This is a genomic window from Streptomyces sp. NPDC001093 (assembly GCF_040298985.1).
GTDB lineage: Bacteria > Actinomycetota > Actinomycetes > Streptomycetales > Streptomycetaceae > Streptomyces.
On the sequence record NZ_JBEPBF010000080.1, the window covers coordinates 18,500 to 38,933 of the forward strand.

Genomic DNA, 20,434 nt, shown 5'->3' on the forward strand with positions numbered 1-20,434 from the left:
GTCACCCCCGAGCAGGGAGTGGTCGGTTTCAACGAGCGGCCATCATTTCCACACCAGGCACCCAGACGGCCCAACGGATCGACTGGGATTCCAGCCGGCCCCTCAAACGAGCGCATCCGCACCAGCTACGGACTGACCGTGCACGGCGGCATGCGGGTCACGTTCGAGGGACCGCCCCGGTGTCATCGCCGACTGCGAGGATGACCGCCTGCGAATTCTCCACGACGGCGGCCGGTATCCGATCTTCTGCTTGGCTCCTCAACCTTGCCGAGCTTGGCAGCTTCAGCAACCCGCCAACGAGACCTCCTACGCGCTGTTGCCGGCCAGTTCGGCGGAGGTTCGACAAGCTGGTACGGACCTCAAACCCACTCCACCTCGGAGACGATCCGCGAGGCGCGCCTTGGGCTCGGCAGCGGAGTGCGGGAGGGCGCCAACGGCGCTGACGAGCGAGGGACCGAAGCGCCGGCCGCAGCCAGCGCAGCCGCCACCTCGTCCTCACTCGCCCCCGCCAGCGCCTCCATCACCCGATCGAGTGCCTCGCTCACGTCAGTGCTCGTGACCACTCGAAGCGGGCGCCTGACCAGCGTTCTTGACCGTCAGCGGCAGCAACTTCTTGCAAGTCGGGCCTACTTGTACCCAAGTATCCATCTGCGGGCAGACGCCGCACGCCGATCGGGCACGAGACGCCGATCTCGCCCAGCCCGCAGTGCTCGGGAGGATTCTTGTCGAGGCACTGCTGGTGGTGGCAGCAGTCGGCCGCGTAGAAGCCGCCCCCTGCGGCGACGACCCGCCGTGCCGTCGCGGAAGCTGAGCCAGGCGAGCTTCCCGATCACGAGGAAGTCCCCGTCGTCGGCCTCGATGAGGTCCGGACAGGACCGCCCCGTCGCACTGCCCCGCTCGGCGGGCGTCGATCCGATCCGGCGCATGAGGGCTCCTTGGTGACAGGATCGGTGCCATGGGCACCGAGAGGGTGTGGGCGTACCGAGTGGAGGAGCCACACGGCTCGCACGGCTGGCGCCCCCACGGCGGCCCTTCCCACCGGTGGCGGGGAAGAGTCACCACCGAGTCCCGGAGCGAGGATGCCAAATACGTCGCCGCCCTCGTCGTCTCCGACCTTGTGACCGAGTGGAAGGTAAACGGCATCAGCGAGCAGCACGTGCGCGTGATCGTGTGGGCGGGCGAAGAAGGCACTGGCCCCGAGGACGCGGTCTTCACGCTGGAGATCCAGCCCGGCGTCGACGGAAAGTGACCAATCGCGGCCGGATCCGCGCACTGCCGGGATACCGGCCCGGTCGTCGAGTCGATGGTCACATGATCCGCTGGGCAGGCCCTAGTCCGCCCGGGCGGCCGCGAGGTGGGCATCCACGGCGACGACACCGTCGACGCCCTGGCACAGGCCCACGACCACCGGCACAAGACGCGATTCCGGGACGTGACCCCGCAGGGTAACGGCACCGTCCCGGACCTCGACCGCTACGGTGCCCTCTTCCAGGCTGAGGATGCGCCCCAGGACGTCCCGCTCGACCTCGCCGCGGATTTCAACGTCGGAGCGGATGAAGGCGGTCAGTAGGTCGCTACGGCTGACGATGCCGGTCAGAAGCCCGTGGTCGCCGACGACCGGCAGTTGCTTGACGTGCCGCCTGTGGAGTTCCCGCGCGGCCCGGGGGATCGTCCAGTCGGCACGGGCGGTGAAGACAGGGCTGCTCATGAGCGCGCCCGCGGTCCGGGCCCGAGCCTTGCCCCACGCGCGCTCGTCATTCCCGTCCCGCCCCTGCGGATCGGGCATGCCGGTCTCGTGCCGCAGCACGTCGGACGCGGACACGACGCCGATGGGGACGCCCTCGTCATCGATGACCGGGGCCGCGGCGATGTCGTTCGCGTCCAGCAGGGAGGCGATCTCGTGGAACGGTGTGTCGGTGTGGAGGGTGATGACTTCTTCGGTCATCACGTCGCCGACCGTGCGGCGGTGCAGCATGGCATCCAGCCTCCTCCGCTTCGCGACGGCGCGGCGCCCCGGCCTTCGCGGCCGCTCGTCCAGGCCCGTCTCCCTACCCATGACAACACCGCCCCGCTCCGGTGACCAGTGCGTTCGACCTGGCGGGGAGGGCCAGCGATCCCCCCATTTCCTTCTTGATCGGCCCCGCAATGGGGTTCCCGGCCTCCGGGCCCGGAATGACTGGTCCCCCCTGTTGACCATGATCTGGGGGGTGGTGTCACCGGTCCCGGAGGCACTGGCAGACCGCTGATTAGGGGCATGACCACCGGTTCCCGCCAGGGACTTGGGAGGCTCTTCGTAATGTGGATGCCGGCAGCTGGTGCCGCAGGTGAGGCCGGGACGCTCGACCGGAGGACGCACGTGATCGACACCAGTGACATCGGCGCCTTCCTCGGCCTGGACGTCGGCAAGGGCGAACACCACGCCACCGCCGTCACCCCGGCAGGGAAGAAAGCCTTCGACAAGCGGCTACCCAACAGCGAACCCAAGCTGCGGGAACTCTTCGAGAAGCTGCAGGCCAACCACGGCACCGTGCTCGTGGTCGTCGACCAGCCCGCCTCCATCGGCGCCCTGCCCCTGGCCGTCGCCCGGGATGCCGGCTGCCAGGTGGCCTATCTGCCGGGCCTGACCATGCGGCGGATCGCCGATCTCTACCCCGGCGAAGCCAAGACGGATGCCCGCGACGCGTTCATCATCGCGGACGCCGCCCGCGCCATGCCGCACACGCTCCGCGCCCTCGAGCTGGAAGACGAGACCGTCGCCGAGCTGGAGATGATCGCGGGCTTCGACGACGACCTCGCCGGCGAGGCGACCCGCATCAGCAACCGGCTGCGCGGCCTGCTCACCCAGATCCATCCCTCGCTGGAGCGAGTCCTGGGCCCACGCATCCAGCACCCGGCCGTGCTGCTGATGCTCGACCAGTTCGGCTCGCCCGCCCAGTTGAGAAAGGCCGGACGCCGCAGGCTGGTCAATCTGATACGGGCCAAAGCCCCGCGGATGGCCGAGCGCCTGGTCGACGACGTCTTCACCGCGCTCGACGAACAGACCGTCGTCGTTCCCGGCACAGACGCGGCCGCGCTGATCGTCCCCAGCCTCGCCAATCAGCTGAAATCGGTGCTCGACCAGCGCAAACTCCTCGCCGCCCGGATCGAGGAACTGCTGGAGGCCCACCCTCTTTCCAAGGTCCTGACCTCCATGCCCGGGATCGGGGTCAGGACCGGAGCCAGGATCCTCATCGACGTCGGCGATGGCAGCAGTTTTCCGTCCGCCGCCCACCTCGCGGCCTACGTCGGGCTCGCCCCGGCGACCCGAAGCTCCGGATCCTCGATCCGCGGAGAACAACCCTCCCGGAGAGGAAACAAGCAGCTCAAACGAGCCTTCTTCCTCTCCGCATTCGCGGCCCTGACCGACCCGGCCTCCCGCGCCTACTACGACAAGAAGATCGCCCAGGGAAAGCACCACACCCAAGCCCTCCTCTGCCTCGCAAGACGCCGAGCCGACGTGCTCTTCGCGATGCTCCGCGACGGCACCTTCTACGACCCCCAACCCGCCCCCACGGGCTGACGAAACCCATAGGGGCACCCCCCCCGCGCACGCCACTACGGGCCCGCAGTGGAGAACGGCGCCCCCGCCATCCCTGTGCCGGCCGCCCCCCGCCAGAGGCATCGCCTCGACCGCGAAGCCGCACTATGCGGTGCCCGACTCATGGCCACTGGCCCTATCCGCATGTGGACGCGCGTCGGCACAGCGCGGGCGGAGCGGGCCGAAGGCAGGAGCGTAGCCGGGTGTCTTGAAACTAGCGAAGAATGTCGTAACTCAGCCGTAGCGAGCTCAGACCGATTCCACCTCTGAGCAGACATTCGAGGAACCCGCAGGCTCCGGCAAGGGCGTGCGAAGACTGCGCTTCGGGGCCGAGCGGCGACGACCAGAAGAGCCGGCAGCAGTCAGCGCAGCCGCTACCTCCTCCTCGCTTGCCCCCGCCAGCGCCTCCATCACCCGATCGAGTGCCTCGCTCACGTCAGTGCGCGTGATCACTCGAGGCGGGCGCTTGACCTGCGTTCTTGACCGTCAGCGGCAGCAACTTCTTGCCGGTCGGGCCTACTTGTACCCAAGTATCCATCTGCGGGCAGACAGCGCAGTCGATCTCGTCGACCAGCACCACCGACGACCAAGGGGCTCACCCGATACCCGTTCGCCCCGGCGATGCAGGCGTCCTACTCTCGGTCCATGAACAGCCCTCTCGTGGCCATACTCAGTGGCGCAGGCATCTCCACCGATTCAGGGATCCCTGATTATCGGGGTCCGAACGGGCTGTGGCGGCGGGATCCGGAAGCCGAGAAGCTCGTCACGTACGAGCCCTACATGGGCGATCCGGAGATCCGTCGGCGGTCCTGGCAGATGCGTCGGAAGAACCGCGCGCTCCACGCCCAGCCGAACGCCGCGCACCGAGCCGTCGCCGAGCTGGAGCAGTCCGGCATCCCGGTCCGGGTCATCACGCAGAACGTAGACGGACTGCATCAGCTCGCCGGCATGCCCGCCCGCAAAGTGCTCGAACTGCACGGCAGCGCACGCAGTGTCGTGTGCACCCGGTGCCACGCGCGCGGACCGATGGAGGACGCTCTCGCCCGCGTCGAGGCAGGTGAGGACGACCCGGCCTGTCTGGCGTGCGGGGGCATCCTCAAGTCCGCGACCGTGATGTTCGGCGAGCGGCTGGACCCGGTCGTCCTGGGCGAGGCGGTGTCGATCACCAAGGCGTGCACCGTGTTCGTCGCCGTCGGCAGCAGCCTGCAGGTGCAGCCCGCCGCCGGCCTGGTCGGGGTCGCCGCCGACAACGGAGCCCGGCTCATCATCGTCAACGCCGAGCCGACACCGTACGACGACCGCGCCGACGAGGTGATCCGCGAGCCCATCGGCACCGCCCTGCCCGAACTGCTGCACCGGTTCAGCGCCGAGGGCGCCCCTTAGGACCCGTGCCCGACAGCGGCCGCACGTTCGAAGTCCAGGAGGCGGCGTTTGCGGTCCAGGCCGCCGCCGTAGCCGGTGAGGCTGCCGTCGGAGCCGATCACGCGGTGGCAGGGGACGATGATGCCGACGGGGTTGCGGCCGTTGGCGAGGCCGACCGCGCGGGAGGCCTGGGGGCTGCCGAGGGCGTCGGCGAGCCGGCCGTAGGTGCGGGTCTCGCCGTAGGGGATACGGGTGAGCTGTTCCCAGACACTGCGCTGGAACGGGGTTCCCTGCAGGGCGAGTTCGAGGGTGAACTGCTTCAACTCGCCCGCGAAGTAGGACGTCAGCTGCTCCCGCGCCGCGGCGAAGGAGGGCAGGCTGTCGTCCCGGGGGCCGAAGTTCTCCTCGGGCGGGCGGTGTCGCTGGCCGGCCATGTAGAGGCCGCACAGGGTGCCGTCGGCGTCGGCGACCAGGGTGAGCGGGCCGTACGGGCTGTCGATCACGGTGTGGGACATCACGGGGGAACCTTCTTACACGGGCAGGAAGTTGATCGGGTGACCGTCGGTCGCCCACAGGTACTGCACGGCATACGCCCGCCAGGGCCGCCATGCCTCGGCGCGGGTGGTGAGCGCGGCGGGGGTGGAGGGAAGGCCCAGCTCCCGCGCCGCGCGCCGGATGCCGAGGTCCGTGGGGAGGAAGGCGTCGGGGTCGCCGAGGGCGCGCATGGCGATGACGTCGACCGTCCACGGCCCGAAGCCGGGCAGGGAGAGGAGACGGGCGCGGGCTTCCGCCCAGTCGGACTCGACTCCCAAGTGGAGTGTGCCGTCGGCGAGTTCGCGGACCAGGGTGGTGAAGGTGGTGCGCCGCGTGCGGGGCATCGCCAGGGTCTCGGGGTCCACGGCGGCGAGGGCTTCGGGAGAGGGGAAGAGGTGGGTGAGGCCGCCCTCGGGGTCGTCGAGGGGCTTGCCGTGCGCGGTGACCAGGCGGGCCGCGTGGGTACGGGCGGCGGCCGTGGAGACCTGCTGCCCGAGTACGGCGCGCACGGCGAACTCGGCTTCGTCGACCGTGCGCGGCACCCTGCGGCCGGGCGCCTTGTCGACCAGCGGCGCGAGCAGCGGGTCGGTGCGCAGCCGGTCGTCGACGGCGACGGGGTCGGCGTCCAGGTCGAGCATGCGGCGGCAGCGGCTGATCGCCACGGGCAGGTCGCGCAGATCGCTGAGGGTGAGGCGGCAGGCGATGTGGTCGGGGCACGGCGTGAGCGAGACGATCCCGTGGCCGTACGGCAGGCGCAGCGTGCGCCGGTACGCGCCGGTGGGGGTACCTCCCACGCCGTTCAGGCCGTGGGGGAGCCATTCCTCGACGCCGGGTACGGCGGTGGCGGCGAGGTGGCCGAAGAGGTTGGACGGGTTGAGCGGGGCACGGAACGGCAGCCGCAGGCTCAGCACGCCCGGCGTGCCGGCCCCGGACCGCGGCGCACGGGCGCGCAGCTCGCTCGGGGTCAGGGCGAAGACCTCGCGGACGGTGTCGTTGAAGGTGCGGATGGAGGAGAAGCCGGCCGCGAAGGCGATCTCCGCCATGGGCAGCGGGGTGGTCTCGATGAGCAGCCGTGCGGTCTGGGCGCGCTGGGCGCGGGCGAGCGCGAGGGGGCCCGCGCCGAGTTCGGCGAGCAGCTGCCGCTCCACCTGGCGGGTGCTGTAGCCGAGCCGGTCGGCGAGTCCGGGCACGCCCTCGCGGTCCACGACCCCGTCGGCGATGAGCCGCATGGCGCGGGCCACCAGGTCGGCGCGCTGGTTCCACTCCGGGGAGCCGGGGCTGGTGTCCGGGCGGCAGCGCTTGCAGGCCCGGAACCCGGCCTGCTGGCAGGCGGCCGCGCTCGGGTAGAACGTCATGTTCTCCGGCTTGGGCGGCACGACGGGACAGCTGGGCCGGCAGTAGATCCGGGTGGTCAGGACGGCCGTGAAGAACCACCCGTCGAACCGCGCGTCCTTGGACTGCACGGCGCGTACGCAGTGCTCCCGGTCGAGGTGCGTCGCTGTCTGCATGCGTCCAGCATCCGCCACCCGGTGCGGCGACCGCTGGCGGAAATCCGACACCAGCGTTCGCCGGCCTGCTGAGGTGCCGATCGCCGCGGTGTTCGGGCTGGGCCCCTGGGCGGCCCAGCACACCCGCACCGGCTGGGCCCCGCCGACGACGGGGACCTGACCCCCGCCGTCTCACCGGGCGGACGTCCTGAGGGTGGTCTGGCGGAACGCGTCGATCCACTCGGCGGTGGTGCGGAGCCCGCCGAACGTGTAGAAGTGCACCTTCACCGCGCCGTGCCGTTCGGGGTCGTAGCGGTGGGCGAGCGCGTGCAGGAAGCGGTCTGGGCCGGTCGTACCCATGAGGTTGGTCAGCGAGAAGCCGTACTTGCGGGCGACGGAGGCGCTGGTGGCGACGCCGAACCGGGTGGCGTAGCCGAGCAGCCGGCGTGCGCCCGCCGGTCCGGGCACGCCGATGCGGACGGGCAGGTGCACGCCCCGGACGCGGGCGGCCTCCAGCCAGCTGAGGACGGGGTCGACGTCGAAGCCGAACTGGGTGATGACATCGCCGCCGAACCGGTGCGCCCCGATGGCGGCCGCCTTGTCGGTGAGCGCGGACCACAGGGTGCCGTCGGCAATCGCGGGGTGACCCTCGGGGTAGCCGCTGATGCCGATGTGCCGGACGCCATAACGCTGGAGCAGGCCGGTGCGCAGGACGGCGAGGGCGTCCGCGTAGGGGCCCTCGGGGCGGGCGGGGTCGCCGCCGACGACGAAGACGTTCTCGGCGGTGCCGTCCTCGGCCAGCCCGGACAGGAACTCCTCCAGGGCGGCGCGGGAGGGCAGCCTGCGGGCGGAGATGTGCGGGACGGGGACGAAGCCGAGCCGCTTGACCGCGCGGGCGGCCGCCAGCCGCATGCCGAGGTCCTCCCCGGCGAGGAAGGTGATGTTGATCCGGGTGCCCCGCGGGATGCCGCCGTGCGCCTCCTCCAGGCGGGCCACGTCCTTGCCGGTCATCTCCAGCGAGAAGTCGTCCAGCAGTGCGGCACCGACCGCCGGGGTGACGGTGAGAGCGGGGTTCATCGTGCTCCTCGTACGACGGCGTGCAGGACCCCGGCCGATGATGTCACGCGGGCGACGGGGGTCTTTGCCCGGGGTCGGCCGGGGCGGGCCGCCGCTCGGGAGGGCCGCGCATGTACGGGGCGGATTCCTTTCACGGCGCGGGCTTGCGCGACGCGCGCCCGTACGTCGTCTGTCGCTCCCGGGCCGGTTCCGGTGCACGTGCCGCGGTTATGGACCGGTGACGCGGGCCTGCTTTGGCCCTGGCAAGGGGACCATGACAGCGGCAGAGTGGTGCTCCCGAACCCGAGGAGGTCCCTGACCATGCGATTCCGGCACGCGGACACCATCTGGGCCGCGTTCCCCGAACTGGCCTCCGGCGCGCTGTACGTCAGCGGCGTCGGCCCCGGCGTGGACACCGGGCCGCGCGCGGCTGAGTACACCGCACGCGCCCTGGCCCGGCTGGGCGGCGCCACCGAGGGCGAGTTCCCCGAGGTGCTGGCCTGGCGGCGGACGTTCAGCCGGATGGGAGTGAAGCCCACGCAGTACCGGTGTGCCTCGGAGTCGCTGCTGCGGCGGCTGCGCAAGGAGGGGACACTGCCGCGCATCCATCCGCTGGTAGACCTGTGCAACGCGCTGTCGGTGGCGTACGCGATCCCGGTGGCGGTCCTGGACGTGGACCGGATCGCCGGGCCGCTGCTGGAGGTGCGCCCGGCCGGCGGCGACGAGACGTACACGGCGTTCGGCGGGGGCGTGGAGCATCCCGCGCCCGGCGAGGTGACCTTCGTCGACTCCGCGGGCCGCGCGCACGCCCGGCGCTGGACCCACCGGCAGAGCGGCCACTCGGCGGTCGGCCAGCACACCCGGCGGGTGCTGGTGGTGGCGGAGGCGATGCACGACGGCGGGGCGGAGAGCGTGCCCGAGCTGCTGAGGACGGTCGAGGAGGAGGTGGCGGCGCACTGGGGAGCCGCCGGAGCCGTCGCGGAGTCGGCCCTGGTCACCCGGGCCGTACCGGAATGCGCGTTCGGCGGCTGAGCGCGGGTGCGTGACAGCATCGGCGGGGTGGACGAGGAGCGAGGTGCGTGTGCCGTGATCGGCGAACTCACGGGCCGGGGCTCGGACTTCCTGCAGCTGGCGGCCGGTGACGTGCCCGTCGGCGGGAAGGCCGAGTGGCTGGCCGGCCGGCTGCGGGAGGCGATAGCGGACGGCCGGCTGGCGGTCGGCAGCAGGCTCCCGCCCACCCGGGTGCTGGCCGCCGAGCTGCGCGTCTCGCGCGGGGTGATCACGGAGGCGTACCGCCGGCTCGCCGAGGACGGCCATGTGGAGGGCCGCAGGCGCGGGGGCACGGTGGTGGTCGCGGCACCGTTCCGTCCGGCGGGCGCCGGGTCCGGATACCGGAGCGGGAACAGGAGTGAGGCGCCGAGCGGGCCGGTGCGGGCCCCGCTCCGCGGGCCGCTCCCCGGCACATCCGGGGCGCCCGGCACAACCCCGCCCGGGACCGGGTCGCCGTACCCACCGGGCACACCGTCCCGGCGCGCCCCCGGCACGCTGCCCTCCGGTGGGCCGCCCGCGGCGCCCTTCCGCCACGCCCCCGGTGCCGACGTCTTCGACGCGCTGCGCAACGCCCCGGCCGCCGTCGACCTCACTCCGGGGAAGCCGGACCTCACCACCTTCCCGCGTACCGCCTGGCTGCGCGCCGAGCGTGCCGTCCTCGCGGAGCTGTCCGCCGAACACCTCGGCTACGGCGACCCCCGCGGCGCTCCGGCGCTGCGGCTGGCCGTCGCCGGGTGGCTGGCGCGGATGCGGGGCGTGCGGGTGGAGCCGGACGAGGTGCTGATCGTCGCGGGCACCGCCCAGGCGCTCACGCTGCTGCACCCGGTGCTGCGGGGCGACAGCATCGACGCCGTCGCGGTGGAGGACCCGGGCTCGCTCGGCGCCCGTCAGCACCTGCACAACGGGGGCCTGACGACCCCGCCGGTGCCGGTCGACGCGGACGGGGTGCGGGTGGACGCGCTGCGCGCGACCGGCGCCCGCGCGGTGCTGCTCACGCCCGCCCACCAGTTCCCGACCGGCGTGGTGACCAGCGGCGAGCGCCGGCGTGAGCTGCTGGCCTGGGCCCGGGACGGCGGGCTGATCCTGGAGGACGACTACGACGCCGAGCACCGCTACGACCGTCCGCCGGTCCCGGCGCTGCGGGCGCTGCTGGCCGACCGGGTGTGCTACATGGGCAGCGTGTCGAAGCTGCTCGCCCCGGCACTGCGCATCGGCTGGCTGCTGGCGCCGTCCCGCTATCGCTCGGACCTGGTCGACGCCAAGCGGTTCAACGATCTGGGCAACGCGGTGCTGCCGCAGCTGGTGCTCGCCGGGCTGATGGAGTCCGGGGCGCTGGAGCGGCACCTACGGCTGGTGCGGCGGCGGCACCGCGACCGCCGCGACGCGATGATCGCCGCGCTCGCCGGGCATCTGCCCGGCGGAACCGTGCACGGCGCCGCGGCGGGCCTGCACCTGACGGTCACGTACACCGCGGACGTGCCCGACACGGAACTCGCCGCCGCCGCGCTGGCCCGGGGCGTGAAGCGCCAACCGCTGTCCTGGCACCGGCAGTTGCCCGGCCCACAGGGGCTGGTCCTCGGCTACGCGGCGACCGCGCCGGGAGCCATCGCGCAGGGCGTGGCCGTCCTCGGCCGGACGCTGCGCGCACTGTCCTGACGGAGGGGTCCGCGCCGGGACCAGCCCCGGTGCGGGTCAGCCGACTTGGCCGGCGAACGCGTCGTACGCTCGCTCGTCGAAGAGGACGAAGCACACCTCTTCGACGGACGACGTCGGTGTGTTCCGCACGGTGTTCACGGCGATCCGCGCCGCGTCCTCCATCGGCCACCGGTACACGCCCGTGGAGACGGCCGGGAACGCGACCGTGCGGGCGCCGAGTTCGTCGGCGACCTTGAGCGACTCCCGGTAGCAGGAGGCGAGCAGGCCGGAGCGGTCCTCGCTCTGGCTGTACACCGGGCCCACCGTGTGGATGACCCAGCGGGCGTCGAGTTCACCGGCCGTGGTGGCGACCGCCTGGCCGGTGGGCAGGCCCTTGCCGTACCGGGAGGCGCGCAGGGCGCGGCACTCCTGAAGGATGGCGGGGCCGCCGCGCCGGTGGATCGCGCCGTCGACTCCTCCGCCGCCGAGGAGGGAGGAGTTGGCCGCGTTGACGATCGCGTCGGCGCTCTGCCGGGTGATGTCTCCCTGGACGAGCGTGATGGTGGTCATGTCTGCTGCCTCAGTCTTCGCCATACGGCCTTGGCCGCGTTGTGCCCCGACATGCCGTGCACGCCGGGCCCCGGCGGCGTGGCCGAGGAGCAGATGAAGACGGCCGGATGGGGGGTGTGGTACGGGAACAGGGACAGTCTGGGGCGCAGCAGCAGCTGGAGTCCGGACGCCGCGCCGCAGGCGATGTCGCCGCCGACGTAGTTGGCGTTGTGGGCGGCCAGTTCGGCGGGGCCGGCGACGGCGCGGGCGAGGACGCGGTCGCGGAACCCGGGGGCGAAGCGCTCCAGTTGGCGTTCCATGGCGTCGGTGAGATCGCCGGACCAGCCGCTCGGGACATGGCCGTACGCCCAGAAGACCTGTTTGCCCTCGGGGGCGCGGGTCGGGTCGACGATGCCGGGCTGCACGGTGATCAGGAACGGCCGGGCGGGGGCACGGCCCTCGCGGGAGGCGGCGCGCAGGGCGGTGGAGATCTCGTCCTTGCTCGCGCCGATCTGCACGGTCGTGGCGGTGCGGGCCTCGGGTGCGGTCCAGGGCACGGGGCCGTCCAGCGCGTAGTCGATCTTGAAGACGCTCGGGCCGTAGCGGTAGTGCGCGTAGTGGCCGCCGAAGCCGGCGATGCGGGCCAGCGCGGTGGGTGAGGTGTCGAAGACGTACGCCCGCGCGGGGGGCAGGTCGTCCAGGCGCTTGACCTCGTAGTCGGTGTGCACGGCGCCGCCGAGGTCCTTCAGGTAGGCGGCGAGCGCGTCGGAGATGGCCTGGGAGCCGCCGCGGGGCACCGGCCAGCCGCGGGCGTGCGCGGACAGGGCGAAGACCAGGCCGACGGCGCCGGTGGCCAGGCCGTTCAGCGGTGCGATCACATGGGCGACCAGGCCGGCGAACAGGGCCTTGGCCCGCTCGTCCTTGAAGCGGCGCAGCAGCCAGGTGGACGGCGGCAGCCCGGCCAGGCCGAAGCGGGCCAGGGTGACGGGGTCGCGCGGGAGCGCGGTCAGCGGCAGGGACATGAAGTCCCGTACGAGGGTGTCCCAGTGGGCGAGGAACGGCTCGACCAGTCTGCGGTACGCGCCCGCGTCCCTTGGTCCGAAGGAGGCGGCCGTCTCGGCCACCGAGCGGGACAGCACGGCCGCGGTGCCGTCGGGGAAGGGATGCGCCATCGGCAGCTCGGAGTGCAGCCACTGAAGGCCGTAGCGGTCGAGGGGCAGGGCGCGGAACGCCGGTGAGTTCACGCCGAGGGGGTGGGCGGCCGAACAAGGGTCGTGCCGGAAGCCGGGCAGGGTCAGTTCCTCGGTGCGGGCGCCGCCGCCCACGGTGGACTTCGCCTCGAACAGCGCGACGGAGAAGCCGCGGCGGGCCAGCTCCACGGCCGCGGTCAGTCCGTTCGGTCCCGCACCCACCACAACCGCATCGAGCATCGACGGCACCTTCGGACCCCTTCGTCAGCCGATGGCCACTCAGGGTCAGGATATGCCGGAGGAGTGACACTGCCGGGGGGCGGGAGCCAGGGGCCAAGGGCCCGGGGGCAGGGTTTGGGGGGCGGGGCTTGGGGGCGGGGACGGGGGCCAAGGCGGGGGGCGGGGCCCGGGGAGCGGGGCTCGGGGAGCCAAAGCCGGGGGGCAGGGGCCGGGTGGCCGGGTCCGGGGGTCCGGGGCCAGAGACCCGGATGGCCGGGGCCGGGCGCCCAGGGACGGGCGGACAGGGACCGGAAGACCGAGCCAGGGACCCAGGCGGCCAGGGCCAGGAGCCCGGGGACGGGTGGAGACGGACTGTGAGCCCGAGGCCAGGGACCCACGTGGCCAGGGCCAGGAGCCCGGGGCCCGGGGACAGGGACCAGGAGACCGAGGCCAGGGACCCAGGCGGCCAGGGCCAAGGGCCCGGGGACAGGCGGACAGAGACCGGGAGACCGAGGCCAGGGACCCAGGTGGCCGGGGCCGGGAGCCCAGGGCCCGGGGACGGGTGGACACGGACTGGGGACCCGGGGACGGGAGGCCGGGGATCGGGGCCGGGAGGCCGAGGCCCGGGAGCCCGGGGCCGGGAGGGCTGGGAGGCCGGCCCGACCGGTGGCCGGGTGGGCCGGTGGCCGGGTGGCCGGGTGGCCCGGTGGCCAGGTGGGCCGGTGGCCGTGATGGGTCGGGCGGCACGGGGGCGTCGGCGAGTGCGATCGGCCCACGCGGCGGTGCCGCGTTCCGATACAGCCCGCGCCCGCGGGAACGGGGTGCCTCGCCGGTTTCAGGCCGACGTGCGCAGCAGGTCCACCACCCGGCGTGCCGTCGCGGTGTCGCGGGCCGCGGTGAACGGCAGTGCGTTGCCGCCGGTCACGCGGAACGGCTCGCCGGCGCGGGTGAGGTGCGTGCCGCCCGCCTCCTCGACCAGGAGCAGGCCGGCCGCGTGGTCCCAGGCCGCCTCCCAGGAGAAACTGACGGCGTCCAACTCGCCCCGGGCGATGGCGAGATACTCCAGGCCCGCCGAAGCGCAGGGGCGGGGGGCGAGGCCGTCGGTCCACAGGGCGCGCAGCGCGTGCTTCTGCTCGTCGGTGGTGTAGTCCGGGTGGGACGTGGCGACGACGAGGTCCCGGCCGGGCGCGGGCGAGCCCGCGAACAGCCGCTCGCCGTCGAGGAAGGCGCCCTGGCCGCGGACCGCGGTGGCGAGCTGGTCACGCGCCGCGGCGTAGGTCCAGGAGGCGAGGACGACGCCCCGGTGGGCCAGGGCGACCAGGGTGCAGAACCCGTCGTCGCCGTGCACGAACTGGCGGGTGCCGTCGACCGGGTCGACGATCCAGACCGGTGCGTCGCCCTGGAGCGCGGCATAGGTCGCCGGGTCGGCGTGCACCGCCTCCTCGCCGACGACGACCGAGCCGGGCAGCAGGGCGCCGAGGTCCGCGGTGAGCCGCAGCTCGGCGAGCCGGTCGGCGTCCGTCACCAGGTCGTGGGGGCCGCTCTTCTGGTCCACCTCGTGCTCGGCGAGGTGGCGGAAACGGGGCAGGATCTCGGCCACGGCGGCCTTGCGGACCGCCTCCTCCACGTCGGCCGAGCAGCGGGCGAGAAACTCTTCGATGGTTTCCGTCATTGCTTCGATCATGCCTCCATGAGAGCACGTCCCACTGACAATCCCCGCCCACCCGGTGCACGGCGGGTGGAATCCAGATGAACAACAGGTGTCGCATGATCAGTCAGCGGCCGACGGCGTACCCCTGCATGCCCCGCGGGTTCGCCGCCGCCGAGAGCACGCCGGTCTCCGGGTCGCGGGCCACCGCGCACAGGCGTCCCTCGGACCAGGCGGGGCCGACGGTGACGTCGTGGCCGCGCCGCCGCAGCTCCTCGACCACCTCCGCGTCCACGCGGGACTCCACGGTCACGCTGCCGGGGCGGCGACCGCGCGGGTGGAAGGAGCTGGGGAAGCTGTCGTTGTGCCAATTGGGCGCGTCGATCGCGCCCTGAAGGTCGAGACCGCCGCGGACCGGGGCGCGCAGGGCGGCGGCGAGGAAGAAGTGCAGCTGCCACTGGTCCTGCTGGTCGCCGCCCGGTGTGCCGAACGCCAGGACCGGCACCCCCTCGCGCAGCGCGAGGGACGGGGTGAGGGTGGTGCGCGGGCGGCGACCGGGGGTGAGGGAGTTCGGCAGGCCCTCCTCCAGCCAGGTCATCTGCAGACGGGTGCCGAGCGGGAAGCCCAGCTCGGGCACGACGGGGTTGGACTGCAGCCAGCCGCCGCTGGGCGTGGCGGCGATCATGTTGCCCCAGCGGTCGACGACGTCCAGGTGGCAGGTGTCGCCGCGGGTCGTGCCGTCTGCGGCCACCCGCGGCTCGCCGGGGAGCTCGGCGACCGTCGGCTCGCCGGCGCCCATCGGGTCGAAGCCGCGGTCGCCGGTCTCCACGCGCGCGTACCCCTGCGCAGGCAGCCGTGGGGTGCGTCCGCCGGGGCTGCCCGGCCGCAGCTCGAAGGAGGCCTTGGCGCCGATGAGGGCCCGCCGCCCGGCGTTGTAGTCGTCCGAGAGCAGCTCGGCGACCGGCACCTCGGCCGCGTCCCCGTACCAGGCCTCGCGGTCGGCCATGGCGAGCTTGCAGCCCTCGATCAGCAGGTGGACGTACTCCGCGGAGCCGTACGCGGGGAGCTCGGGCGGGAGCAGGGCGAGCTGCTGCAGGAGGGCGGGGCCCTGGCTCCAGGGGCCCGCCTTGCACACGGTCCAGCCGTTCCAGTCGTAGGTCACCGGGGCCTCGTAGCTCGCCGACCAGCCCGTGAGGTCGGCCTCGGTGAGCATGCCGGTGTGCCGTGCGCCGCTGGTGTCCAGCGTGGGCCGCCGGGACTGCCGTACGAGCGCCTCGGCGATGAAGCCGGTGCGCCACACCTCGCGCGCGGCGTCGATCCGCGCCTCCCGGTCCCCGCTGCCCGCGGTCTCGGCCAGCAGCCGCTTCCAGGTGGCGGCGAGGGCGGGGTTGCAGAAGCGCTCACCGGGCCGGGGCGCCCGGCCGCCGGGCAGGTACACCTCGGCCGACGAGGCCCACTCGGTCTCGAACAGCTCCCGTACGGTCTCCACGGTCGCGCCCAGCCTCTCCACGGGCGCGTGCCCGTGCTCGGCGTAACCGATGGCGTACTTCAGCACGTCTTCCAGGGCCCTCGTGCCGTGGTCGCGCAGGAGCAGCAGCCAGGCGTCGAAGGCACCGGGCACGGCGGCCGCGAGCGGTCCGGTGCCGGGTACGAGGTCCAGTCCGAGCCCCCGGTAGTGGGCGACGGTGGCGCCGGCCGGGGCCACGCCCTGACCGCACAGCACGCGCACCTCGCCGCCGGCCGGCGCGAGCAGGATCGGCACCTCGCCGGCCGGCCCGTTGAGGTGGGGCTCCACCACGTGCAGCACGAAGGCGCCGGCCACGGCGGCGTCGAAGGCGTTTCCGCCGTCCTCCAGGACCGCCATCGCCGACTGGGAGGCCAGCCAGTGGGTGGAGGACACCATGCCGTATGTCCCCTGAAGAGTAGGACGAGTCGTGAATTGCATCCTCACCTCACTGTTCGCGTGCCATCAGCGGACCCGTCCGGGCGCACGTGCGAGCCCCGAACCCCATGCATCCCCGTCGGTCTCCGGCCGGAAACGGCCGCCCGGGAGAGCGGTTGCGACCGTCGGCGGGCCCTCGGTGGCGGGCACGCAGCACTCCGTGACCCCGCGCAGGCGGCCCTGGTTCAGCAGTGGGTCAAGGGCTGTTCTGTCCTCGGCCAAGCGGACGTATGGGTTCTGTGTACGCCCGCATTCCCGCCCCGACATAGCCGGATTTGCCCCCTTGACCGCTGGCTACGGTGGTCGCGCCCGATCGGCCACGCAATCACGGGGAAGAGGTGACGGCGATGGGGGCGCCGATGCGTTCACGCCTGCTCGATTTCGTGGAGCCGGATCCGCCGGGAGGCGCTGCCTCGGGGCAGGAACCGGATCCACGCCGTTCGCATCTGAGGGACCTCGTCGAGGCGGCACCTCCCCCGAACGCGGCCGAGGACGGCCGGCCTCGCCCCAGACCGGGCGTGCCGCCCTACCACACACCGGTGTTCGTCCCGGCCCATCCGAGGTCCGTCGCGGCGACGGGGACGAGCGGGCGCCCGGCACGGGTGCCGTTCATCGTCTGCGAGCTGTTCGCCCACCCGGCGCACGGCAGCGTGGCCTTCGCGTTCACCGCACTGGACAAGCTGGTGGAGGCGCTCGGCGAGGCACAGCCGTGGGTCGCCGCCTCGATCGGCCCACTGGCCGAGGCGATGGACGAACAGGGCGTCACCGTCCTGCTGGATCCGCGGGTCGCGCCCCAGGAACCCAACTGGCGGCCGGAGGACCTGGCCGCCTACGCGCGGGAGGTGCGCCGGTGACGGCCGACTTCAAGGTCATCTACGACGACCTCGCCACGCTGGCGAAGACCTTCCACGACCAGGCCGACGACTACCGGAAGCTGAAACCGGACGTGACGCCGCCGGTGGTCAGCGGCGGTGACCCGGGGCTGGACAGCGCGATCAAGGAGGTCGCCGACCTCATCGAGAGCCTGCACATCCTCCTCGCGGACCGGCTGGACGAGCACGGGGACAAGGCCGGGTACGCGCGTGACTCCTTCCACCGGCACGACGTGGACGTCCACGGCGTCTTCGAGGACCTCACCCCGGAGGACTGGCACTGATGGGCGACAGCTGGGTGGGCGGCGACATCAGCGGCCTGCACACGATGGCCGACACGTACAAGAACGCCAAGGACAAGCTCGACGGCGTGGTGAAGCCGCTCAGCAATGCCGTCGAGAAGCTGGCGGGTGACGCGAGCTGGAAGGGCGACGCGGCCCAGACGTTCCGCGGCAAGTGGAGCGAGGACCAGATCACGGCCGGCGGTTTCGCCGAGCTGGTGCATCAGGCGGGCGAGATCCTGGGAACCCTCGCCGACGCGCTGTCGACGTGCGAGAGGTCCCTGCACAACGCCCATCACATCGCCGCCGGCAAGGGGGTGGCGACGGACGACAAGGGCGTACCGAGGCAGCCCACGACGGCGAAGCCGCCGAGCGCGCAGGATCAGGGGACCATCGCCGCGACGAACGAGTACACCGCGGCGCGGGCTCACATCCTGCAGACCGCCCAGCACGCGCGACTCACGGCGGCGAACCAGTTGCAGGGGCTGTACGACCAGGTGACGTCGAAGGACGGCGCGGCGTCCACCGGGGACAAGGTCACGATCGCCGACTACCTCCGCGGCCTGTACGCGTACGACGCCGAGGACGCCCGAGCCGGTGGCGCGAAGGCCCGCGCGAAGCTCGACGACGCCAGGAACGAGGCACAGGCGGCCAAGAAGCAACTCCGGGCGGAGCGCAAGGCGTACCAGAAGGCGGGCGAGGCACTGCCCAAGGACCTGCCCGCCAAGAGCGCCTACCGCGACGCGCTCACCAAGGTCGACGACCTGGAGAACGCGATCGCCCGCGCCGAGAACGGCAGCACCGCACTCCCCTACGACCGTGCGCTGAACGTGAAGCTGGCCGACGCCGCCGACCTGCTGCGCGCGGGCGAGGGCCTGGAGAAGGTGCCGGACTTCCTGAAGGAGATCCCGGTCCTCGACGTCGCCGCGGCCGGCGCCTGCGGGCTGCTGGAGGCGTCCGGTGACCATGACGCGGGCTGGTCGTGGCAGCGGTCGATCGCGACCGACGGCGGCGCCAACATCGCCGGCCTGGCGGCCGGTACGGCCATCACGGCGGGCCTCGTGGCCGCCGCGCCGTTCGATGTGCCCGTCGCCGTGGCGGCGGGGGTCGGCGGGGCCGTCGTGATCGGCGCGACCGGCATCATCGACCACTCCCTCCACGAGCACTGGAGCGAGGACATCCACGATCACGGTGTGGTCGGCGGCGTGCTGACCGGCACGGGACACGTACTGTCCAAGACCGGGGGCGACTTCAAACGACTCGGAGAGGACGTGTGGCATGGCATCACGAGCATCTTCTGAGGCTCCCGGTGCCCGCGTGCCCGCCCGGATCCCGTCCCTCAACGGGCTGGGCACCAGCTGGTACGAGCGCGGCACCGGCTACTGGCTGCGGCGGGTGCGCCTGGCCGTGCTGATGCTGGCCGTCCTGGCCCTGCTGTGCTTCGCCGCCGTCGAGCTCTACGCGGGGTTCCGCACGGTGCTGCCGTCGGGCGTGCGCCCCGTATGGGACTGGGCGCAGGTGGCCGGGGCCTGCGTGGCCCTGCCCTGGGGATGGGTGGTGCAGCGGCGTCGGCATCGCGGGCAGCTCCTCGATCCGCCCGAGCCGGACGAGTTCCGCACCCGCAAGAGCACGGAGGTCCGCCGCACCACCGGACTGGCCTTCGTCGGCCGCGGTCTGCTGGTACTCGCGGCGCCCGTCCTGCCGGCGCTGGCCGGTTTCGCCGTCGGCTGGAGCGCCGGCATGCTCACCGTCCGCGAGTACCCCAGCGAGGTCGGCGCCCGCCGCTGGCTGGATGCGCACCCCACCGGAACGTGACAGCGAGCGAAACACCCCTGGGCACACCGTCTCTGCCGGGGCTGGGCGCCACCTGGTACCGGCGTGGTCCGCGCTACTGGCTGCGGCGTGCCCTCGGTGCCGCCGCATGGCTCGCGGTTCCGGCCTTCGGTGTCCGGCCCAGGCGGCGGCGTCCGTCGTGGCCGTGGTGTGGGGGTGGCCTGTGCAGCGCCGGGACCCCCGCAGGAAGCTCCTGGCCGCGCCCGCCCCGACGAGTTCCGTGCCGCCGAGCGAGACGAGCGCCGTCGTGCCACCGGTCCGCCCGTAGCCGGTCGCGCCCTCTGCAGCGAGGTACAAAACAGGCAGAGCGGTACGTCGTGAACGCGCTGCCGTGATCGGACGGGCACGCTGCGAGATTCCGCTTCCGCCCCACAGGGACTCGTGTGACACTGTCGTCCCACGCCCACCCTGCCGACCCCTTCCGTACCCCCTCCCCCACTCGAGAAGTGCGCCGTGCGTTCTCTTCCTCTGCCGCTCGCCCTCACCGCGCGGATCTCGCCGGTCGCGGTGCTCGCCTGTGCCGGCTGGGCGCTGACGTCCGGGCCGGCCGCGTCGTCGGCGGCCGCCGGGCACCAGGCGGCCCAGAAGACGTCCAGCCAGTCCTCCTCCGCTTCGTCCTCCTCCGACCCGTCGTCCACCACGGCGGCGAAGGCGTACAGCACCGCGCCCTCCCCCTGCACCAGCGTGCCCGCGGCCACCGTCAAGTCCCTGGTGCCGGGGGCGAGGACGAGCGGCAAGGAGATCCCGTCGACGGACACCAGGCTGCGCCGCACCTGCTCCTGGAACGCGCTGCAGGGCTACGACTACCGCTGGCTCGACGTGTCGTTCGAGATCAGCGGGTCGGGCCAGGAGGCGACGCAGGAGTACCAGCAGCGGGTGAAGGAGAAGAGCGGCGGCGGGGCCGTGCCGGGGCTCGGGAACAGCGCGTACTCCGTCGTCAACCTCACCACGGAGGACAAGCAGCAGACGCGCGAGGGGGTGGTGATGGTCCAGGTGTCCAACGCCCTGGTGATCGTCACCTACAACGGCAGCAACTTCGACACGAAGAAGGCGCCCGGCACGGACGAGATCAACAAGGGGGCCATCCAGGCGGCACGGGCCGCGGTGGGCGCGCTCGGGGGCGGTCAGTCGCAGTCCGGCTGACGGCCCCGGCTCCCTTGCGCCCTCGCCTCCGCGCGGCCGGCCAGCAGGGTGAGGGC

19 protein-coding genes are annotated in these 20,434 nt (G+C 72.9%); 11 read left to right on the plus strand and 8 right to left on the minus strand.

Going from position 1 to position 20,434, the window contains the following annotated elements:
* Positions 1–955 precede the first annotated feature (955 nt).
* Complete coding sequence (locus ABT288_RS31580; protein WP_351614945.1) at positions 956–1,249, plus strand: hypothetical protein; 294 nt, start codon at positions 956–958, stop codon at positions 1,247–1,249.
* 81 nt (positions 1,250–1,330) lie between these two features.
* On the opposite strand, the gene ABT288_RS31585 is transcribed toward ABT288_RS31580, so the two are convergent.
* Entirely contained in the window at positions 1,331–1,975 is a 645-nt protein-coding gene (locus ABT288_RS31585; protein ID WP_351614947.1) for a CBS domain-containing protein, read from the minus strand.
* 327 nt (positions 1,976–2,302) lie between these two features.
* On the opposite strand from ABT288_RS31585, the gene ABT288_RS31590 reads away from it, so the two are divergent.
* The gene (locus ABT288_RS31590; RefSeq protein ID WP_502972868.1) at positions 2,303–3,559 is read left to right on the plus strand and encodes an IS110 family RNA-guided transposase; all 1,257 of its coding nucleotides are present in this window, start codon (positions 2,303–2,305) and stop codon (positions 3,557–3,559) included.
* Between the two features lie 663 nt (positions 3,560–4,222).
* Positions 4,223–4,960: an SIR2 family NAD-dependent protein deacylase gene (locus tag ABT288_RS31595; protein WP_351614951.1), complete on the plus strand. Its 738-nt coding sequence runs from the start codon at positions 4,223–4,225 to the stop codon at positions 4,958–4,960.
* Here the strand turns inward: ABT288_RS31595 and ABT288_RS31600 are convergent.
* Together ABT288_RS31600 and ABT288_RS31605 are read right to left on the minus strand one after the other, a co-directional pair.
* Positions 4,957–5,454, minus strand: coding sequence for a methylated-DNA--[protein]-cysteine S-methyltransferase (locus ABT288_RS31600; RefSeq protein ID WP_502972869.1), 498 nt, complete (start codon positions 5,452–5,454; stop codon positions 4,957–4,959). The genes ABT288_RS31595 and ABT288_RS31600 overlap by 4 nt on opposite strands.
* A 15-nt stretch (positions 5,455–5,469) precedes the next feature.
* Positions 5,470–6,981 carry an AlkA N-terminal domain-containing protein gene (locus ABT288_RS31605; RefSeq protein WP_351614954.1) on the minus strand — a complete coding sequence of 504 codons (1,512 nt, stop codon included), beginning with the start codon at positions 6,979–6,981 and terminating at the stop codon, positions 5,470–5,472.
* Here ABT288_RS31605 and ABT288_RS31610 point away from each other — a divergent pair.
* The gene (locus ABT288_RS31610) at positions 6,980–7,141 is read left to right on the plus strand and encodes a hypothetical protein (protein ID WP_351614956.1); all 162 of its coding nucleotides are present in this window, start codon (positions 6,980–6,982) and stop codon (positions 7,139–7,141) included. The two genes, ABT288_RS31605 and ABT288_RS31610, sit on opposite strands and share 2 nt — an antisense overlap.
* 11 nt (positions 7,142–7,152) lie before the next feature.
* Here the strand turns inward: ABT288_RS31610 and ABT288_RS31615 are convergent, their stop codons facing one another.
* Positions 7,153–8,037: a methylenetetrahydrofolate reductase gene (locus ABT288_RS31615; protein ID WP_351614959.1), complete on the minus strand. Its 885-nt coding sequence runs from the start codon at positions 8,035–8,037 to the stop codon at positions 7,153–7,155.
* 300 nt (positions 8,038–8,337) lie between these two features.
* Here ABT288_RS31615 and ABT288_RS31620 point away from each other — a divergent pair, with 300 nt between their 5' ends.
* Positions 8,338–9,048 (plus strand): B3/B4 domain-containing protein, encoded by a 711-nt coding sequence (locus tag ABT288_RS31620; protein ID WP_351614962.1) that lies wholly within the window; start codon positions 8,338–8,340, stop codon positions 9,046–9,048.
* A 111-nt stretch (positions 9,049–9,159) separates the two neighbouring features.
* Positions 9,160–10,722, plus strand: coding sequence for an aminotransferase class I/II-fold pyridoxal phosphate-dependent enzyme (locus tag ABT288_RS31625; RefSeq protein ID WP_351615010.1), 1,563 nt, complete (start codon positions 9,160–9,162; stop codon positions 10,720–10,722).
* A 36-nt stretch (positions 10,723–10,758) separates the two neighbouring features.
* Here the strand turns inward: ABT288_RS31625 and ABT288_RS31630 are convergent, their stop codons facing one another.
* The 4 genes from ABT288_RS31630 to ABT288_RS31645 all read right to left on the minus strand — a co-directional run bounded on the left by ABT288_RS31630 (position 10,759) and on the right by ABT288_RS31645 (position 16,252).
* A complete protein-coding gene (locus tag ABT288_RS31630; protein WP_351614964.1) occupies positions 10,759–11,271 on the minus strand; it encodes an O-acetyl-ADP-ribose deacetylase in 513 nt (170 codons plus the stop codon).
* Entirely contained in the window at positions 11,268–12,689 is a 1,422-nt protein-coding gene (locus ABT288_RS31635) for a phytoene desaturase family protein (protein WP_351614967.1), read from the minus strand. The genes ABT288_RS31630 and ABT288_RS31635 overlap by 4 nt, the downstream gene beginning before the upstream one ends.
* Positions 12,690–13,494: 805 nt before the next feature.
* The gene (locus ABT288_RS31640; protein WP_351614969.1) at positions 13,495–14,343 is read right to left on the minus strand and encodes an inositol monophosphatase family protein; all 849 of its coding nucleotides are present in this window, start codon (positions 14,341–14,343) and stop codon (positions 13,495–13,497) included.
* Positions 14,344–14,434: 91 nt separating this feature from the next.
* Entirely contained in the window at positions 14,435–16,252 is a 1,818-nt protein-coding gene (locus ABT288_RS31645) for a gamma-glutamyltransferase family protein (protein WP_351614971.1), read from the minus strand.
* 356 nt (positions 16,253–16,608) lie between these two features.
* Here ABT288_RS31645 and ABT288_RS31650 point away from each other — a divergent pair, with 356 nt between their 5' ends.
* The 5 genes from ABT288_RS31650 (at position 16,609) to ABT288_RS31670 (ending at position 20,378) form a co-directional block, all read left to right on the plus strand.
* Positions 16,609–17,103, plus strand: a complete 495-nt coding sequence (locus ABT288_RS31650; protein ID WP_351614973.1) for an SAV_915 family protein — start codon at positions 16,609–16,611, stop codon at positions 17,101–17,103.
* Entirely contained in the window at positions 17,100–17,405 is a 306-nt protein-coding gene (locus ABT288_RS31655; RefSeq protein WP_351614976.1) for a DUF6317 family protein, read from the plus strand. Before ABT288_RS31650 ends, ABT288_RS31655 begins: the two co-directional genes overlap by 4 nt.
* Positions 17,405–18,703: a hypothetical protein gene (locus tag ABT288_RS31660; RefSeq protein WP_351614979.1), complete on the plus strand. Its 1,299-nt coding sequence runs from the start codon at positions 17,405–17,407 to the stop codon at positions 18,701–18,703. Before ABT288_RS31655 ends, ABT288_RS31660 begins: the two co-directional genes overlap by 1 nt.
* The gene (locus tag ABT288_RS31665; RefSeq protein WP_351614982.1) at positions 18,681–19,217 is read left to right on the plus strand and encodes a hypothetical protein; all 537 of its coding nucleotides are present in this window, start codon (positions 18,681–18,683) and stop codon (positions 19,215–19,217) included. The genes ABT288_RS31660 and ABT288_RS31665 overlap by 23 nt, the downstream gene beginning before the upstream one ends.
* A 471-nt stretch (positions 19,218–19,688) precedes the next feature.
* On the plus strand, positions 19,689–20,378 hold the full coding sequence (locus ABT288_RS31670) for a hypothetical protein (RefSeq protein WP_351614984.1): 690 nt from the start codon (positions 19,689–19,691) through the stop codon (positions 20,376–20,378).
* Positions 20,379–20,434: the final 56 nt, after the last annotated feature.

Bases quoted from the DNA above. Each gene is read 5' to 3' on its own strand.
- ABT288_RS31630 (WP_351614964.1), bottom strand. From the start codon at position 11,271: ATGACCACCATCACGCTCGTCCAGGGAGACATCACCCGGCAGAGCGCC.
- ABT288_RS31590 (WP_502972868.1), top strand. From the start codon at position 2,303: ATGCCGGCAGCTGGTGCCGCAGGTGAGGCCGGGACGCTCGACCGGAGG.
- ABT288_RS31605 (WP_351614954.1), bottom strand. From the start codon at position 6,981: ATGCAGACAGCGACGCACCTCGACCGGGAGCACTGCGTACGCGCCGTG.
- ABT288_RS31620 (WP_351614962.1), top strand. From the start codon at position 8,338: ATGCGATTCCGGCACGCGGACACCATCTGGGCCGCGTTCCCCGAACTG.
- ABT288_RS31660 (WP_351614979.1), top strand. From the start codon at position 17,405: ATGGGCGACAGCTGGGTGGGCGGCGACATCAGCGGCCTGCACACGATG.
- ABT288_RS31640 (WP_351614969.1), bottom strand. From the start codon at position 14,343: ATGATCGAAGCAATGACGGAAACCATCGAAGAGTTTCTCGCCCGCTGC.
- ABT288_RS31580 (WP_351614945.1), top strand. From the start codon at position 956: ATGGGCACCGAGAGGGTGTGGGCGTACCGAGTGGAGGAGCCACACGGC.
- ABT288_RS31665 (WP_351614982.1), top strand. From the start codon at position 18,681: ATGGCATCACGAGCATCTTCTGAGGCTCCCGGTGCCCGCGTGCCCGCC.
- ABT288_RS31610 (WP_351614956.1), top strand. From the start codon at position 6,980: ATGCGTCCAGCATCCGCCACCCGGTGCGGCGACCGCTGGCGGAAATCC.
- ABT288_RS31600 (WP_502972869.1), bottom strand. From the start codon at position 5,454: ATGTCCCACACCGTGATCGACAGCCCGTACGGCCCGCTCACCCTGGTC.
- ABT288_RS31645 (WP_351614971.1), bottom strand. From the start codon at position 16,252: ATGCAATTCACGACTCGTCCTACTCTTCAGGGGACATACGGCATGGTG.
- ABT288_RS31595 (WP_351614951.1), top strand. From the start codon at position 4,223: ATGAACAGCCCTCTCGTGGCCATACTCAGTGGCGCAGGCATCTCCACC.
- ABT288_RS31650 (WP_351614973.1), top strand. From the start codon at position 16,609: ATGCGTTCACGCCTGCTCGATTTCGTGGAGCCGGATCCGCCGGGAGGC.
- ABT288_RS31585 (WP_351614947.1), bottom strand. From the start codon at position 1,975: ATGCTGCACCGCCGCACGGTCGGCGACGTGATGACCGAAGAAGTCATC.
- ABT288_RS31615 (WP_351614959.1), bottom strand. From the start codon at position 8,037: ATGAACCCCGCTCTCACCGTCACCCCGGCGGTCGGTGCCGCACTGCTG.